Source organism: Roseobacter sp., assembly GCF_039970775.1.
Lineage (GTDB): Bacteria > Pseudomonadota > Alphaproteobacteria > Rhodobacterales > Rhodobacteraceae > Roseobacter.
This window is the reverse complement of record NZ_JBDVLG010000049.1, coordinates 128,064-143,356: the sequence shown is the minus strand read 5'-3', so window position 1 is coordinate 143,356 and position 15,293 is coordinate 128,064. Positions and strand designations below refer to the sequence as shown.

16 protein-coding genes are annotated in these 15,293 nt (G+C 60.2%); 10 read left to right on the top strand and 6 right to left on the bottom strand.

Annotation, left to right across the window (positions count from 1 at the left end; translation table 11 throughout):
* Positions 1–68: 68 nt before the first annotated feature.
* From cysS to ABJH13_RS12735, 4 genes are all read left to right on the top strand, one after another.
* A complete protein-coding gene (gene cysS, locus ABJH13_RS12750) occupies positions 69–1,451 on the top strand; it encodes a cysteine--tRNA ligase (protein ID WP_348406590.1) in 1,383 nt (460 codons plus the stop codon).
* Between the two features lie 198 nt (positions 1,452–1,649).
* A complete protein-coding gene (gene cimA / locus ABJH13_RS12745; RefSeq protein WP_348406608.1) occupies positions 1,650–3,272 on the top strand; it encodes a citramalate synthase in 1,623 nt (540 codons plus the stop codon).
* The gene (locus ABJH13_RS12740; protein ID WP_348406589.1) at positions 3,269–4,000 is read left to right on the top strand and encodes a class I SAM-dependent methyltransferase; all 732 of its coding nucleotides are present in this window, start codon (positions 3,269–3,271) and stop codon (positions 3,998–4,000) included. The genes cimA and ABJH13_RS12740 overlap by 4 nt, the downstream gene beginning before the upstream one ends.
* Positions 3,990–4,760, top strand: a complete 771-nt coding sequence (locus ABJH13_RS12735; RefSeq protein WP_348406588.1) for a squalene/phytoene synthase family protein — start codon at positions 3,990–3,992, stop codon at positions 4,758–4,760. Before ABJH13_RS12740 ends, ABJH13_RS12735 begins: the two co-directional genes overlap by 11 nt.
* A gap of 3 nt (positions 4,761–4,763) precedes the next feature.
* Here ABJH13_RS12735 and ABJH13_RS12730 read toward each other — a convergent pair whose 3' ends face one another.
* Positions 4,764–5,987, bottom strand: a complete 1,224-nt coding sequence (locus ABJH13_RS12730; RefSeq protein WP_348406587.1) for an MFS transporter — start codon at positions 5,985–5,987, stop codon at positions 4,764–4,766.
* Positions 5,988–6,089: 102 nt separating this feature from the next.
* Here ABJH13_RS12730 and ABJH13_RS12725 point away from each other — a divergent pair, with 102 nt between their 5' ends.
* The 4 genes from ABJH13_RS12725 to tig all read left to right on the top strand — a co-directional run bounded on the left by ABJH13_RS12725 (position 6,090) and on the right by tig (position 9,797).
* A complete protein-coding gene (locus tag ABJH13_RS12725) occupies positions 6,090–6,806 on the top strand; it encodes a precorrin-6A/cobalt-precorrin-6A reductase (protein ID WP_348406586.1) in 717 nt (238 codons plus the stop codon).
* The gene (locus ABJH13_RS12720; RefSeq protein ID WP_348406585.1) at positions 6,803–7,435 is read left to right on the top strand and encodes a DNA-3-methyladenine glycosylase 2 family protein; all 633 of its coding nucleotides are present in this window, start codon (positions 6,803–6,805) and stop codon (positions 7,433–7,435) included. The genes ABJH13_RS12725 and ABJH13_RS12720 overlap by 4 nt, the downstream gene beginning before the upstream one ends.
* Positions 7,432–8,097 (top strand): alpha/beta fold hydrolase, encoded by a 666-nt coding sequence (locus ABJH13_RS12715; protein ID WP_348406584.1) that lies wholly within the window; start codon positions 7,432–7,434, stop codon positions 8,095–8,097. Before ABJH13_RS12720 ends, ABJH13_RS12715 begins: the two co-directional genes overlap by 4 nt.
* Before the next feature lie 362 nt (positions 8,098–8,459).
* Positions 8,460–9,797 (top strand): trigger factor, encoded by a 1,338-nt coding sequence (tig, locus tag ABJH13_RS12710; protein ID WP_348406583.1) that lies wholly within the window; start codon positions 8,460–8,462, stop codon positions 9,795–9,797.
* Positions 9,798–9,909: 112 nt separating this feature from the next.
* Here tig and ABJH13_RS12705 read toward each other — a convergent pair whose 3' ends face one another.
* The 4 genes from ABJH13_RS12705 to rpsF form a co-directional block, all read right to left on the bottom strand.
* Complete coding sequence (locus ABJH13_RS12705; protein WP_348406582.1) at positions 9,910–10,590, bottom strand: aquaporin; 681 nt, start codon at positions 10,588–10,590, stop codon at positions 9,910–9,912.
* A 173-nt stretch (positions 10,591–10,763) separates the two neighbouring features.
* Positions 10,764–11,396 carry a 50S ribosomal protein L9 gene (gene rplI, locus ABJH13_RS12700; RefSeq protein WP_348406581.1) on the bottom strand — a complete coding sequence of 211 codons (633 nt, stop codon included), beginning with the start codon at positions 11,394–11,396 and terminating at the stop codon, positions 10,764–10,766.
* A gap of 10 nt (positions 11,397–11,406) precedes the next feature.
* The gene (gene rpsR, locus ABJH13_RS12695; RefSeq protein ID WP_005982441.1) at positions 11,407–11,634 is read right to left on the bottom strand and encodes a 30S ribosomal protein S18; all 228 of its coding nucleotides are present in this window, start codon (positions 11,632–11,634) and stop codon (positions 11,407–11,409) included.
* A gap of 26 nt (positions 11,635–11,660) precedes the next feature.
* Complete coding sequence (rpsF, locus tag ABJH13_RS12690; protein WP_348406580.1) at positions 11,661–12,014, bottom strand: 30S ribosomal protein S6; 354 nt, start codon at positions 12,012–12,014, stop codon at positions 11,661–11,663.
* A gap of 294 nt (positions 12,015–12,308) precedes the next feature.
* Between rpsF and ABJH13_RS12685 the strand changes: the two genes are divergently transcribed.
* The gene (locus ABJH13_RS12685) at positions 12,309–12,881 is read left to right on the top strand and encodes a YceI family protein (protein WP_348406579.1); all 573 of its coding nucleotides are present in this window, start codon (positions 12,309–12,311) and stop codon (positions 12,879–12,881) included.
* 85 nt (positions 12,882–12,966) lie between these two features.
* On the opposite strand, the gene ABJH13_RS12680 is transcribed toward ABJH13_RS12685, so the two are convergent.
* Complete coding sequence (locus ABJH13_RS12680; RefSeq protein ID WP_348406578.1) at positions 12,967–14,175, bottom strand: cytochrome b/b6 domain-containing protein; 1,209 nt, start codon at positions 14,173–14,175, stop codon at positions 12,967–12,969.
* A 178-nt stretch (positions 14,176–14,353) separates the two neighbouring features.
* Here ABJH13_RS12680 and fabD point away from each other — a divergent pair, with 178 nt between their 5' ends.
* Positions 14,354–15,286 (top strand): ACP S-malonyltransferase, encoded by a 933-nt coding sequence (gene fabD, locus ABJH13_RS12675; RefSeq protein WP_348406577.1) that lies wholly within the window; start codon positions 14,354–14,356, stop codon positions 15,284–15,286.
* Positions 15,287–15,293: the final 7 nt, after the last annotated feature.

The following is a 15,293-nucleotide window of genomic DNA, read 5'->3' as shown; positions in this document are numbered from 1 at the left end:
TTTTAGGTCGTTTTCATACCTCCAAGACATTGCTAAGCCCGCGCCACCCCTGCGCAAGGACGCCTGTCATGACGACACTTCATCTGCACAACACCAAGACCAAAGCCAAAGAGCGCTTTGCGCCAATCGACGATCAGAACGTGCGCATGTATGTCTGTGGCCCCACGGTTTATGACCGCGCGCATCTGGGCAACGCGCGCCCGGTGATCGTGTTTGATGTGCTGTTTCGTTTGCTGCGCCATGTCTACGGCGAAAACCACGTGACCTACGTGCGCAATTTCACCGATGTGGATGACAAGATCAACGCGCGCGCAGCCCAAAGCGGGCGCAGCATTGGTGACATCACCGATGAAACGATCCAATGGTTTCTGGGCGACATGGCCGCCGTTGGCGCGTTAGAGCCCACCGACATGCCGCGCGCTACGCAGTATATTCCGCAGATGGTGGCGATGATCGCAGACCTGATCGCCAAGGGGCACGCCTACGAGGCCGAGGGGCATGTGTTGTTCGCGGTCGATAGTTATACGGATTACGGGGCGCTGTCGGGTCGTGCGGTCGAAGACATGATCGCGGGCGCCCGTGTAGAGGTCGCGCCCTACAAGCGGAACCCGATGGATTTTGTGATGTGGAAGCCGTCGGATGCGCAGACGCCGGGGTGGGACAGCCCATGGGGGCGGGGCCGTCCGGGGTGGCATATTGAATGTTCCGCGATGGCGCGGGACCTGTTGGGCGCGCGGTTTGATATTCACGGCGGCGGGATTGACCTGCAATTCCCCCACCACGAGAACGAGATCGCGCAGTCGTGCTGTGCGGGCGATGGGTTCGCCAATGTCTGGATGCACAACGAGATGCTACAGGTCGAAGGCAAGAAGATGTCCAAATCCTTGGGCAATTTCTTCACGGTCCGCGATTTGCTGGACCAAGGCGTGCCGGGCGAGGTGATCCGTTTTGTGATGCTGTCCACGCATTACCGCAAGCCGATGGATTGGACAGAGAAAAAGCGGGACGAGGCAGAGAAGACCTTGCGCAAGTGGTCAAAGGCGCTGGATGGTGCTGAGGCCAACCAGCACCCGCATCTGGATGTCGTCGAGGCGCTCAGCGATGATTTGAACACACCACTGGCATTGTCGTTGCTGCACGCGCATGCCACCAAAATCGAAGACGCGGTGAGCGCGGGCCGTTTCAAGGCGACGCTTGCGGTGCTGGGCGTTCGCGCAGAAAACGTGACCGCCGTTGGGCAATCTGACGCACATGCAGTGGAAACCGCTGGCGTGTTGGATGACCTCATTGACCGTATGGCCAAAGCGCGCGCTGAAAAAGATTACGCCACGGCGGATCAGATCAAGGCGGGTTTGATGGATGCGGGTGTAACGGTCATGATCACCAAGGACGGGATCGAGCGCGAGCTTGGATCAGGTTTTGACCCTTCGAAGTTGGAGGCCCTGAAATGACGTGTTCAGATGCGCCGACGTATGTGTAGTATCGGCGGGGGAGTGTGTCGCATCCTGTGGACCTGAGGGTTTCATTCTATGCAACGGGCGTGTGGTCGAAAGACCAACTGCCCCACCTCCAACCCAACGGTGGCTTAACGGCCCTCTTACCCAACAGCCCAAAGATACGGCGGGCTCTAGGCACTTGTGCGAAAGACCATCATGACCGAACGCCTTTACCTATACGACACCACCCTACGCGATGGTCAGCAGACCCAAGGCGTGCAATTTTCGACCGAAGAGAAACACACCATTGCCGGGGCGCTAGACGCGCTGGGCATTGACTACATCGAAGGGGGGTGGCCCGGCGCCAACCCCACCGACAGCGCGTTTTTCGACACAGCCCCCAAGACCCGAGCAACCATGACGGCGTTTGGCATGACCAAACGGGCGGGGATGTCGGCGCAAAACGACGACGTCTTGGCGGCGGTCATGAACGCGCGCACGCAGGCCGTTTGTCTGGTAGGCAAAACCCATGATTTTCACGTGCGCACGGCGCTGGGCATTTCTGAACGCGCCAACACCGACAATATCGCGCAGTCCATCGCGCATATCACCGCGTCGGGGCGCGAGGCTCTGTTTGACGCGGAACATTTCTTTGATGGGTACCGCGCCAATCCCGCCTATGCGCTCGAAACGATCAAGGCGGCCTATGATGCGGGCGCGCGGTGGGTTGTGTTGTGCGACACCAATGGCGGCACGTTGCCACAAGACGTAGGGCGCATCACCGCCGCGGTCATCGCGGCGGGCCTTCCGGGTGATCATCTGGGCATCCACACCCACAACGACACCGAAAATGCCGTGGCCTGCACATTGGCGGCTGTGGATGCTGGTGCGCGGCAAATCCAAGGCACATTGAATGGGTTGGGCGAACGTTGTGGCAATGCGAACCTCACGACATTGATCCCGATTTTGTTGCTCAAAGAGCCCTACGCCAGCGCGTATGACATTGGCGTCACGCCGGACGCGTTGGCAGGCCTGACCCGCATCAGCCGGATGCTGGATGAGATCCTCAACCGTGTGCCGCACCGGCAGGCGGCGTTTGTGGGGTCGTCGGCCTTTGCGCATAAGGCGGGGTTGCACGCCAGCGCCATCCTCAAGGACCCGACCACCTACGAACACATCGACCCCGCAGATGTGGGCAACGCGCGTATTATCCCGATGTCGAACCAGGCGGGGCAATCCAACCTGCGCGAACGGCTTGCCGGGGCGGGTTTGACGGTTGCCAAGGGGGATCCGGCGTTGGGGGTGATCCTGGACCGGATCAAGGCGCGCGAGGCGGACGGGTATTCGTATGACACGGCGCAGGCCAGTTTTGAGCTACTGGCACGCGAGGCATTGGGCCAGATGCCAGAGTTCTTTGAGGTCAAACGGTACCGTGTTACGGTCGAGCGACGCAAAAACAAATATGACAAGATGATCAGCCTTTCTGAGGCGGTTGTGGTGGTCAAGGTAGACGGGGTCAAAAAACTGTCGGTCAGCGAATCTATGGATGAAACGGGGGGGGATAGAGGCCCCGTGAACGCTTTGGCCAAGGCGCTGGCCAAGGATCTGGGGCGTTATCAGGACATCATCGACGACATGCGGTTGGTCGATTTCAAAGTGCGCATCACCCAAGGTGGCACCGAAGCTGTGACCCGCGTGATCATCGACAGCGAAGACGGGCAGGGGCATCGTTGGTCGACGGTTGGCGTGTCGCCGAACATCGTGGATGCCTCGTTTGAGGCGCTGTTAGATGCGATCCGCTGGAAGTTGCTGCGCGACACAAAGGGTACGTCATGAACGCGGCCATCCGGGATGCGTTTTTTCAGCTGCACCGGGATTTGCCCCGCGAAGGACCCGGAGAGGCGGCAGATGTTGCTTGGGCGGCGGATGTGGCCGGCACGCCCGGTGATGCGCGGATATGCGATGCCGCCTGTGGGCCGGGGGCTGATATTGCGGCATTACGGTTGGTGGCCCCGCAGGGCCATGTAACGGCATTGGACAAAACCGCTCATTTTGTTGATCAGGCGCGCGCGGTGCATGGGCACGATGCGGGCGTCACGGTGGCAGCCGGTGATATGGCCACAATCGATGGCCCGTATGATCTGATCTGGTGCGCGGGGGCGCTGTATTTTCTGGGTGTGACCGAAGGGTTGCAAACTTGGCGCGCAGCGCTGGCCCCCGGCGGGGCGGTGGTATTTTCAGAACCGTGCTGGTTTACCGATGACCGCCCGCCTGCGGCCGTCGAGATGTGGGATGGTGAATACCCCACCATGCCAGATGCCGCCGCCATTGCCGCGCAGGTCACGGCGGCCGGGTACCGCACGATCGCAACGCGCGCCCTGTCGGCCGCCGCGTGGGAGGCGTATTACACCCCGCTTGATCAGCGCATTGCGATGCTATCACCGGGCGACACACCGGCCATGCAACATGTGTTGGCGGAGGCACGGCGCGAAACAGATGTTTGGCGCGCGCATTCCGATAGCTTTGGGTATTTGCTGAGCGTGGTGCGTCCTGATGGGGTTTGATGCGGATATCAACGCCTGCGCCGATTTGGTGCAGCAAGGCGACGCAGATCGCTTTGCCGCGACGATGGCCAGCCCGGTCGCCGCGCGGCGCATCCTGTTTCCGGTATACGCCTTTAACGTCGAGGTCTCGCGCGCGCCTTGGGTCACCAAAGAACCCATGATCGCAGAAATGCGGCTGCAATGGTGGCGCGACGCGTTGGAAGAGATCGCCGAGGCCCGCATTGTACGCCGCCATAACGTTGTGAGCCCGCTGGCAGATATATTGACACCAGATCAGGCCCAGACGCTGGATCGGCTGATCGAGGCGCGCCGTTGGGATATTGGGACGGATGCCTTTGATGACGCAGCAGCCCTTTGGACGTATCTGGACGCCACCACCGGTGCGTTGTTGTGGGTGACCGCCCAGGCGTTGGGGGCGCCGGACGCGGATGAATCCGCGGTGCGGCAGGTGGCGCGGGCGGTTGCGTTGGCCAATTGGATGCAGGCCTTGCCTGAGTTAGAAGCGCGCGGCAAACGCCCGATGCATGATGGGCGCGCGCAGACGTTGGCGCAGTTGGCCCACACGACGTTGCAAGACCTTGATGCGCAACGGGGGCTCAGCAAGGCCGCGCGGTTGGCGTTGATGTCGGGGTGGCGCGCGCGCGGTGTCCTTCGGGCCGTGGCACAGCACCCCCAACGGGTGGCGCGGGGGGATTTGGTGCAGGCGCAGGTGGCGCGCAGTGCCGGGTTGATCCGGGCGCGGGTGTCGGGGCGGATCTGACCCCTAGGCGGTTTGCGCCTTGGGTTGCATCAGCAACCAGATCAACGCGCCCCCGGCCAGTACCAAAAACGGCACCATCGCGAGGTTCACCGCCGCCCAGCCTTCTTGGGGCACACCGCCCGAGCAGTTCATCAACCCGCCCGACGACAACGACGCCACAGTGACCCCGCCGAACACCAACAGATCGTTGACGCCCTGCATGCGCCCGCGTTCTTCGGGGGCGTGGGCGCCCGCCAACATGGTTGTCGCGCCGATAAAGCCGAAGTTCCACCCCAAGCCCAAGAGCACCAAGGCGCCAAAGAAATGCGGCAATGCCACGCCCGATAGTGCCACAGCGCCCGCAGCCGCCAAGATCACCAAGCCCAACCCCAAGATCCGTTCGACGCCGAAGCGTACGATCAGGTGGCCGGTGAAAAACGACGGCACGAACATCGCCAAGACATGGGCGGTGACGACATTTGATGCATCTGCCACCGCAAACCCACAGCCGACCACCGCCAGCGGTGTCGAGGTCATCACCAGGTTCATCAAGGCATAAGACACCATGCCGCAGATCACAGCCACCATGATGCGCGGGGTTTTCAGCAGTTCTTTTACGGATCGGCCGCGCGGTGTGTCCTGGGTCGGTTTAGCGGGCGTTGGGCTGTCGAGAAAGGCAAACAGCACCATCCCCATCATGTTCAAGACCATGATTGCTGTATAAACCGGGAAAAACCGCATTTCCGTTGCATCGGGGTTGGTTGTGGTCAGATAGGCCACCAACTGCGGCCCGATGATGGCTGACAGCAACCCACCCGCCATGACGTATGAAATCGCCTTGGGGCGAAAGGCCTCAGAGGCGCTATCGGCGGCGGCAAACCTGAAAAACCCCTGTGACGACATATAGACGCCTGTCAGGTAGCTGCCGACCAGAAACACCCAGAAATTGGATATGCTTAGCGCGTAGGCACAAATGCCCGCTCCAATGAAACCACCGCAGGTGCCGGCCCAAAACCCTGCGCGCCGCCCAAACCGTTGCATCAATGGGGACAGCCACGGCGCTGTGGTCATCGACCCAAAGACGATCATCGATATCGGCAGCGTGGCCAAACAGACGTTCAGGGCCATTTGTTGCCCCGCCAACCCGCCGACCACAAACACCATGGACATCTGGCTGCCCAGAAACGCCTGTGCCAGCACAAGGACCATCACATTGCGTTTCGCGCGGGTATCGGTTGGGGAGGTCATGCCTATTGCGTAGTCTTCTTGCCGCAGAGTGGCAAGACCTCTTGCGCCGCCTGCGTGGTTGCCTAAAGTCGCGCCATGGTCAGCGGTGAAACAGTTCTGGTTATGGCTGGTGCCCGAGAGGCCCATGTCCTTATCCCCCATCTGCAGCAGCGGGGGCGGCGGGTGATTGCGAGCCTGTCGCAGCCCGAACGCAGCTTTGGCCCCTTGTCGGTGCCCACGCGGATCGGCGGGTTTGAGAGCACTGCGGCGTTTGCGGATTGGGTGCATAACGAAAATGTGACCTGTGTCATTGATGCCAGCCACGCCTTTGATGCGGATGTGTCGCGCACTGCGGCAGTGGCGTGCGCCGGTAGCGATCTGCGGTACCTGCGGATTTTGCGCGCCCCCTGGAAGCCGTCGCGGCTAGACAACTGGACAGTCCATGACTGCCTGCGCCAAGCGTCCGACGATGTACCGCCGGGTGCGCGGGTGTTCACGAACACCGGGCGTGCGACGTTGGGGGCGTTTGAAGGGTTCCGTGGGGCGGTGTTGTTTGTACGCCAAACCCACCCGCAACAAAACCCTGCGCCCTTTGATTTCATGCGGTTCGTCCCCGGCACGCCGCCGTTTTCGCAAGGCGACGAAGAAACGCTGTTTCTTAATTTGCAGATATCGCGGTTGGTGTGCCGAAACGTCGGCGGCAGTGCGAGCATGTCAAAATTACTGGCGGCGCGGCGGATCGGGGTGTCGGTGGGGATGGTGCAGCGACCTGCGGCCCCTGTGGGCGCTACCGTCGTCGAAACCGTACCCGAGGCATTGGCGTGGGAAGCCAACAGATGACCGCGGGCCGTATCATCAATACCGATGCGGATGTGGCTGAAGGTGCTGCGTGGTTGGCCGCGCATGATCCGTGGCTGGCTGCGGCGCTGGATATCACCGGGCCGTTGCCTCTGCGCCGCCGCCCGGATGGGTTTGCGCAATTGCTCAGCGCGATTGTCAGCCAGCAGGTTAGCGTCGCGTCGGCGCGCGCGATGTGGGCGACGTTGGAGGGGGCAGGCGTGACCACCCCAGACGCCGTGCGTGCCCGCACCGCAGACGAGTTGCGCGCCTTGGGGCTAAGCCGTCAAAAGGCGCGCTATGCCCATGCCTTGGCAGAGGCGGGCATCGACTATGATGCGCTGCGTCAGGCCCCTGATGCGCAGGTGATCAAAACCCTCACTGCGGTCACGGGCATTGGCGTTTGGACGGCTGAAATATACGCGATGTTCTCGCTGGGGCGGGCGGATGTGTTTGCGCCCGGCGATTTGGCCTTGCAAGAGGCCGCACGTGTGATCTACGCGCTGCCCGAGCGGCCAAAAGACCGTGCCTTGCGCGTGATGGCCCAAGATTGGTCGCCGTGGCGGTCGGTTGCGGCGCGGCTGCTCTTTGCGTACTATAGACATATAAAACAACGGGATGGGATCACATGACACGGGTATTGACAGCAGGGCGACGTGCGCCTGTTTCGGGGGACACGCGGTCTGTTGTGGTGTTCTTGCATGGCTATGGTGCGAATGGCGCTGACCTGCTGGGCTTGGCAGATCCGCTGGCGGAACATTTGCCCGATACGTTGTTTGTGGCCCCCGATGCGCCCGAGGCCTGCGCGGGCGCGCCCATGGGGTTCCAGTGGTTTCCGATCCCGTGGATCGATGGGTCGTCCGAGGAAGAATCAGAACGTGGCATGATGCAGGCCGTCGAGGACCTGAATGCGTTTCTTGATGCGTTGATGGTGGATGAAGACGTGCTGCCCGAACAGGTTGTGCTGTTTGGGTTTTCGCAGGGCACTATGATGGCGCTGCATGTGGCGCCACGCCGCGAAGACGAGATCGCCGGGGTTGTCGGGTTTTCGGGTCGGTTGCTGAGCCCCGAGACATTGGCCGACGAGGCCGTCGTGCGCCCGCCGGTCTTGTTGGTGCATGGCGATGCCGATGATGTGGTGCCGCCGCAGTCGTTGCCACAGGCCGTTGAGGCCCTGCAAGAGGCCGGCTGGCAGGGTGTATTCGCCCATATCATGAAGGGCACCGCGCATGGGATCGCGCCAGATGGCCTGTCTGTGGCGTTGGCATTTATGCGCGACAAGCTCAGTCTGTAACGACGCGCCGGTGAGGTCAGCGCCCCGCCTGAGCACGGGGGGGCGGTATCCAACCCAGAACCGCAGCTGAAACAGACAAACGCGATTTGGCAAGGTTTTGAAGCGTTGGCCGGGCAGGTCGAGGACTTGATTACCAGACGTGGGTCCGGCTGATCATGCTGACGGATGCGGTGCCAAAGCAGATGAACATCGCCGTGGGCATGACCTTAGAGTAGACATATTCCCGCTTTCGCGCCGCTGGGTGTTTTAGAACGCTTCGCTTTGGGCGCGACGCCCCCTTGCACCTTCGTGCCGGGGCACTTAGAAGAGCGGAAATTTTACGTCCGCGCCCGTTTGGCGCGCCTTTTTTACATGGAGCACACATGCAGGTCACCGAGACGCTGAACGAAGGTCTGAAACGCGGCTATGCCATCACGGTCACTGCGGCTGAGCTGGAAGCTAAGGTCAACGAAAAGCTGGCCGAAGCCCAGCCCGAAGTGGAAATGAAGGGTTTTCGCAAGGGTAAGGTGCCGATGGCGCTGTTGAAGAAACAGTTTGGCCAGCGCGTGATGGGTGAAGCGATGCAAGAGAGCATCGATGGCGCCATGTCCGAGCATTTCGAATCTTCTGGTGATCGTCCGGCGATGCAGCCTGAGGTCAAGATGACCAATGAAGACTGGAAAGAGGGCGACGACGTCGAAGTGACGATGGCCTACGAAGCGCTGCCAGAGATCCCCGCAGTGGATTACAAGGCGATCAACCTCGAGAAGATGGTTGTAAAAGCCGAAGACAGCGCCGTTGACGAAGCTTTGGCGAACCTTGCAGAGACAGCGCAGGACTTCAAAGCGCGCAAGAAAGGCACCAAAGCGAAAGACGGCGATCAGATCGTTATGGATTTCGTTGGCAAGGTTGACGGCGAAGCATTTGACGGTGGGTCGGCTGAAGATTACCCGCTGGTGTTGGGCTCCAACTCGTTCATCCCCGGCTTTGAAGAGCAGCTGGTGGGTGTAAAAGCGGGCGAGGAGACAGCCGTGAGCGTGACCTTCCCCGAAGATTATCAGGCCGAAAACCTGAAAGGCAAAGAGGCGACCTTTGATTGCACAATCAAAGAGGTCAAAGAGCCCGTTGCCGCCGAGATCAATGACGAGATGGCCAAGAAATTTGGTGCCGACGATCTGGAGGCCCTGAAAGGTCAAATCGCAGAGCGTCTGGAAGCAGAATACGCCGGAGCGGCCCGCGCCGTGATGAAGCGTGGCCTGTTGGACGCGCTGGACGGGTTGGTTGATTTTGATCTGCCGCCGTCGTTGGTTGACGCTGAGGCCAAGCAGATCGCGCATCAGCTGTGGCACGAAGACAACCCAGAGGTCGAAGGGCATGATCACCCCGAGATCGAAACCACAGAAGAGCACACCACGCTGGCGACACGTCGCGTACGTTTGGGGCTGCTGTTGGCTGAGATCGGTCAGAAGGCCGAGGTTGAGGTCAGCGATGCAGAGATGACGCAGGCGATCATGAACCAGGCGCGTCAGTACCCCGGCCAAGAGCGTCAGTTCTTTGAGTTTGTGCAGCAGAACCAGCAGATGCAGCAGCAGATGCGCGCGCCATTGTTCGAAGACAAGGTTGTGGATCACGTCTTTGATCAGGCAGAGATCGCTGAGAAAGAGGTCTCTAAGGATGACCTGCAGAAGGCTGTTGAAGCGCTGGAAGAAGAAGCGGCCTAAGCCCCTTCTTTATGGCGACAGACATAACAAAGGGCCGCGGCATATGCTGCGGCCCTTTTTGCGTGCATGGGGGGTGGCCACGCCCACACAATGTGCAGGCGTGGCGCCAGGGTTATTCGGAGTCCAAGAGGCCCGTTTTAAAGACCAGACCCGCGGCAACGGCGCCGATGATCGGTGCGACGATAAACAGCCACAGTTGGCTGATCGCAGCCCCGCCCGCAAAGAGCGCAGGCCCGATGGACCGCGCAGGGTTCACCGAAACGCCGGTGATGTTGATGCCCACCAAGTGGATCACAGCCAGTGTCAGGCCGATCGCCAGCCCGGCGATGGCAGGGGCCCCACCGGCGCCCGTGACGCCCAAGATGACGACCATGAACAAGAACGTGGCGACGACCTCAAAGAGGAAAGCGGCACCGATGGCGTATTCGCCCAGATACCCCAGACCCCAGCCGTTTTGGCCCAACCCGTTGGTGGCGACGTCATAGTCTGCTTTGCCACTGGCGATGATCCACAGGACCAATGCCGCGGCGATGGCACCTGCGACTTGGGCAATAATGTAGGAGATTGCGCCCGGCAATGTCATGCGACCTGCGGCGACCATCCCTAAAGATACGGCCGGGTTGATGTGGCATCCCGAAACGGGCCCGATGCCGTAGGCCATGCCGATCAGCGCGAGGCCAAATGCAAAGCTGATCCCCATCAAGCCAATATCGGCGCCGGCGATCACCGCCGACCCGCACCCAAATAGCACCAGTGTGAATGTGCCGATAAATTCTGCGACTTGTTTGTTCATTTTGTGTCCCTCTCGTTGAACTGTCATCCACGGCAGTTTTAGGTGCTGGGACATGCAAAGATAGGGGGAACTGACAGCCCGCTTTGGCAGGGGTGGTGCGCGCGTGGTATTGGGCACAAAAAAGGCCGGGCTCCGCGTGGGGGCCCGGCCAATGTTGTGGCGTGTGGTACGGCTTACGCCGTGCCTGTGGTGTCTTCCTGATCACCGGACGCGCGGTCGGCCGCAGGGCCGTCCCGGTCGTCGTCATCCGATGATGCGGCACCGATATCGTCAAAGAGCTCTGCGATTTCGAATTCTGCAGCGGCTTCTTCTTCGGCAGCCAACTCTTGGATGGATTTGCCGGAGGCTTGCAATTCGGCCTCTTCGACGGAACGTGCGACGTTCAGTTCGATCTTGGCTTCGACCTCTGGGTGCAACACGACGGTTACGGCGTGCAGGCCCAGATCTTTGATCGGTTCCAGAACAACCTGTTTGCGGTCCACAGAAAAGCCTGCTTCGGTTGCAGCTTCTGCGGCGTCGCGTGTTGTCACGGAGCCATAAAGCGAACCGGCGTCAGACGCAGAGCGAATCACGATGAACTGCTGACCTTCGAGTTTGTCAGCCAATTCTTGTGCTTCGGCTTTGGTCTCGAGGTTGCGCGCTTCGAGCTGTGCTTTTTGCTCTTCGAAGGCTGCGATGTTGGCTTTGGAGGCCGACAGTGCTTTGCCTTGTGGCAGCAGGAAGTTACGGGCGTACCCGGGTTTCACATCGACGACTGCGCCCATTTGGCCCAGCTTTGCGACGCGCTCAAGAAGGATAACTTGCATGATGGTCTCCTTACTTCACAGCGTAGGGCAGCAGGGCAAGAAAACGCGCGCGTTTGATGGCACGGGCCAACTCGCGTTGTTTCTTGGCAGAGACTGCGGTGATACGGGACGGCACGATTTTGCCACGCTCAGAGATGTAGCGTTGCAGCAGACGTGTGTCTTTGTAGTCGATCTTTGGCGCATTGTCGCCCGAGAAGGGGCAGACCTTGCGACGGCGGAAAAATGGTTTAGCGGCCATGGGTTATATCCTTGTCCTAATGTCGATCAACGACGCTCACGGCGGTCAGACCGCTCGTCGCGTTTCTGCATCTGCACGGATGGCAGTTCGGCGTGGGTGTCGACTTTGATGGTCAGAACACGCATCACGTCGTCATGCAGGCGCATCAGGCGTTCCATTTCCTGAACGGCCGGTGCGGGTGCATCGGAACGCAGGAAAGCATAGTGGCCCTTGCGGTTTTTGTTGATCTTGTAGGCCATCGTTTTGACGCCCCAGTACTCGTGATCCACGAGCGCGCCGCCATTGTCGGACAAAACGGCACCAAAATGTTCGATCAGCCCTTCGGCCTGCGTGCTGGACAAATCCTGGCGCGCGATCATAACATGCTCATATAAAGGCATGTGACTTCCTTATTTATATCAAGGCGCATTTCAAAGGTAGGGCGGTTACCCCTTTGCGGCCCCACCACGAGAGACTGCGCGGTTCATCGTCATGCAAAGGAAGGGCTCGTATACACGCTTTGCAATTTGGCGCAAGGGTTGCGGTGCACTGTGCGCATTGCCAGAAAAGATCTACGTATCGGCGGGCCAATTTATTCTGTGCACATCCGCACATAACCTAATCGTGAGTGATGTTTGCCTTTAAGATGAGATAGACCATTCTAGACGTCATCAATCATACCTTGGAGAACCATCATGTTTAAACCCGTTCTATTCGCAGCAGCGTTGGTTGCCAGCGCCTCTGCCGTCAGCGCCGCAGATACTTACGCGCTCGATGCCAGCCACAGCCAGGTGCTCTTCAACTACAACCACCTTGGGTTCTCGACGACCTTTGGGATGTTTTCCGGGTTTGAAGGCGAAATTCTGCTGGACGCAGAAAACCCTGCCGCATCATCGGTGACCGTGTCTATGCCCACGCTGAGCATGTTCACCGGTTGGGAAAAGCGCGAGGCGCATTTCATGTCGGGCGATTTCTTTGGCGCGACCGAAGACGACGTGATCACCTTTGCCTCGACGTCTGTTGAGCTGACGGGCGACGAAACGGCCAAGATCACCGGCGATTTGACGATGAATGATGTGACCAAATCGGTCGTGTTGGATGCGACGCTAAACAAAAAAGGCCCACACCCGCGCAGTGGTGTTGAATGGGCCGGCTTTAACGCCAGCACCACGTTGGTTCGGTCTGAGTTTGGGTTGGGGATTGGCGCCCCATTCGTCAGCGACGAAGTCGAGGTGATGATTTCGGTAGAGGCGATGAAGGTCGAATAATCGCAACTGCCGCGACATGTGATAGAAAGCCGCGCGGTGTGCGCGGCTTTTTTTATGGGCGGTTGATGGCGGGGTTATGGCCGGTTTATGGGGCGGCCCGCTGGGCGGTGAGCGCTACGGTGACATCAACGTTGAACCCCAGAGAGCCTTCGTCTTGTTGGCTGGCCCCGACGCCATAGGCAAGACGGTCCAAGCTGAGCGCGCCCTGCATTTGGGCCACACCATCGGTGATGTTGAGGTCAAACGTCAGCGTTGCAGGCTGGGTTTGGTCTTTGAGGGTCAGGGTGCCCACAGCCGTATATCCGGCAGCATCGCGGAGGATATCGGCGTTGAAGGTCGCAGTGGGGGTGCCTGTGGCGTCCAGATATTCTGTGCCAAGTGCCTCGGAGGTGACAGAACCGAGGGTCAAAGACCCGATAGACACCACCACATCGACCTGACCTGCGACGCCTTGGGTCACCGTTTCGTCAAAGCTGATGGCGGCTGTCCAATCGGCAAAGCTGCCGGTGACGGGCGTGCCCAACTGGGTCACGGTGATCTCTAGTGTGCCATCTTGCACGGTCCAATCGGAGTTTACGTCTGCGAGGGCTGCGGCCTGAACGGCGGTGTCGTGGCTGCCGTAGACGCCCAAGGCTGCGCCGGTGCCAAGGGCCGCGACCCAGATAACCAGCGCCGCGCCGATGGGGGCAGCGACACGGTGCGCCCCGGCGCGTGTGGGTATGTTGATCGCAGGCGTGCCGGGCAGCATACGGCGCAGGGTGGAGTCTTTGTCGATGACATGGTGTTTCAGCGCGCCGGCGATATGCAACAGAACCGACCCTGCGAGGACCCGTTCAAACACGATGTGCAGCCCGGCGGTTGTCGCGGCGATCGTGTCTGATTTGGGCACAAGCGGCAGGTTTTGGCCAAACGGCCACCAGATTGGGGCGAACCCAGAGGTGGCGGCGTGGTGAACCCACCCCGACAGCGGCACCAGCAGCAGCGACCCATAAAGCAGCCAATGCACGGTTTCGGCAGCCAAACTTTCGAGTTTGCGGTCGGGGTGCAGCAACGCGGGTTTGGGCTGGCTCAGCGCCCATAGGATACGCGCCAGAGCCACAAAAAATACCGTAACGCCCAGCGTTTTATGCAACGAGAATAACCATGCCTTTTGCGCCAGCTGTTCGGAGGTCTCATAGGGCAGGTCGTTGGCGTAGATCCCCAGTGGGATCAGGGTGACAATCAACAGCGCGGTGAGCCAATGAAATGTTTTTGTAATCCCACCATAGTGTGCGTTTGTATTCGACAGTGCCATTGGCGATCTCCCACGTCATGATCTGTTGAGACATAGACTACACATATTCGCTCGCGCACAAGACCCCGGCGCACAGGTCGGGGGTATGTTGGGGGTGCAGGCTTTCGCCAGTGGACCCGTTGCCTCTGCGGGGCGGGCAGGCTAAGCCGGAGATCACATAACGAAAATGGGGCATTATATGAGCATCGCATTTGTATTCCCGGGGCAGGGCGCACAAAGCATCGGCATGGGGCGCGCATTGGCAGAGGCCTATCCGGCGGCACAGGCCGTGTTTGACGAGGTCGACGCGGCACTGGGCGAAAAGCTAAGCGCGTTGATCTGGGACGGTGATATCGAAACGCTGACCTTGACGGAAAACGCGCAACCCGCGCTGATGGCCATGTCAATCGCGACGTTGCGCGCGTTGGAGGCCGAAGGGGTCACATTGGACCGGGCCACTTATGTGGCGGGTCATTCGCTGGGTGAATATGCGGCGCTTGCGGCGGCGGGTACGTTTTCTGTGGCCGATACCGCGCGGCTGTTGCGCACGCGCGGGTTGGCGATGCAGCAGGCGGTGCCTGTGGGTCAAGGCGCGATGGCGGCTGTGTTGGGGTTGGATTTCACGACGGCCACCAAGGTCGCGCAGGACGCCGCCCAAGGGCAGGTTTGTCAGGTGGCCAATGAAAACGACCCCGCGCAGAATGTCGTATCGGGTGACAAAGATGCAGTGGAACGCGCCTGTGTGTTGGCCAAAGAGGCCGGTGCCAAGCGCGCGTTGATGTTGCCCGTATCGGCGCCGTTTCATTGCGCGTTGATGGCGCCCGCCGCCGAAAAGATGGCCGAGGCATTGGAGAGTGTGACGATGCATGCGCCGACCGTGCCGTTGGTGGCCAACGTCAGCGCCGACGCCGTCAGTGACCCCGCGCAGATCAAGCAATTGCTGGCGCAGCAGGTGACCGGTCAGGTGCGGTGGAAGACATCTGTGGAATGGATGGTGGCGCAGGGTGTGACGGAGTTTTGGGAACTGGGCGCGGGCAAAGCGTTGAGCGGGATGATCCGGCGCATCGCCAAAGAGGCTGTGACCCGCAATGTGGGCGCGCCAAACGACATGACAGCAATTTTGGAAGGCTAGGCACGAT

Excerpts from the sequence above, each read along its gene's own strand:
- cysS (WP_348406590.1), top strand. The coding sequence starts at position 69 with ATGACGACACTTCATCTGCACAACACCAAGACCAAAGCCAAAGAGCGC.
- ABJH13_RS12740 (WP_348406589.1), top strand. The coding sequence starts at position 3,269 with ATGAACGCGGCCATCCGGGATGCGTTTTTTCAGCTGCACCGGGATTTG.
- ABJH13_RS12735 (WP_348406588.1), top strand. The coding sequence starts at position 3,990 with ATGGGGTTTGATGCGGATATCAACGCCTGCGCCGATTTGGTGCAGCAA.
- ABJH13_RS12730 (WP_348406587.1), bottom strand. The coding sequence starts at position 5,987 with ATGACCTCCCCAACCGATACCCGCGCGAAACGCAATGTGATGGTCCTT.
- ABJH13_RS12725 (WP_348406586.1), top strand. The coding sequence starts at position 6,090 with ATGGCTGGTGCCCGAGAGGCCCATGTCCTTATCCCCCATCTGCAGCAG.
- ABJH13_RS12720 (WP_348406585.1), top strand. The coding sequence starts at position 6,803 with ATGACCGCGGGCCGTATCATCAATACCGATGCGGATGTGGCTGAAGGT.
- ABJH13_RS12715 (WP_348406584.1), top strand. The coding sequence starts at position 7,432 with ATGACACGGGTATTGACAGCAGGGCGACGTGCGCCTGTTTCGGGGGAC.
- tig (WP_348406583.1), top strand. The coding sequence starts at position 8,460 with ATGCAGGTCACCGAGACGCTGAACGAAGGTCTGAAACGCGGCTATGCC.
- ABJH13_RS12705 (WP_348406582.1), bottom strand. The coding sequence starts at position 10,590 with ATGAACAAACAAGTCGCAGAATTTATCGGCACATTCACACTGGTGCTA.
- rplI (WP_348406581.1), bottom strand. The coding sequence starts at position 11,396 with ATGCAAGTTATCCTTCTTGAGCGCGTCGCAAAGCTGGGCCAAATGGGC.
- rpsR (WP_005982441.1), bottom strand. The coding sequence starts at position 11,634 with ATGGCCGCTAAACCATTTTTCCGCCGTCGCAAGGTCTGCCCCTTCTCG.
- rpsF (WP_348406580.1), bottom strand. The coding sequence starts at position 12,014 with ATGCCTTTATATGAGCATGTTATGATCGCGCGCCAGGATTTGTCCAGC.
- ABJH13_RS12685 (WP_348406579.1), top strand. The coding sequence starts at position 12,309 with ATGTTTAAACCCGTTCTATTCGCAGCAGCGTTGGTTGCCAGCGCCTCT.
- ABJH13_RS12680 (WP_348406578.1), bottom strand. The coding sequence starts at position 14,175 with ATGGCACTGTCGAATACAAACGCACACTATGGTGGGATTACAAAAACA.
- fabD (WP_348406577.1), top strand. The coding sequence starts at position 14,354 with ATGAGCATCGCATTTGTATTCCCGGGGCAGGGCGCACAAAGCATCGGC.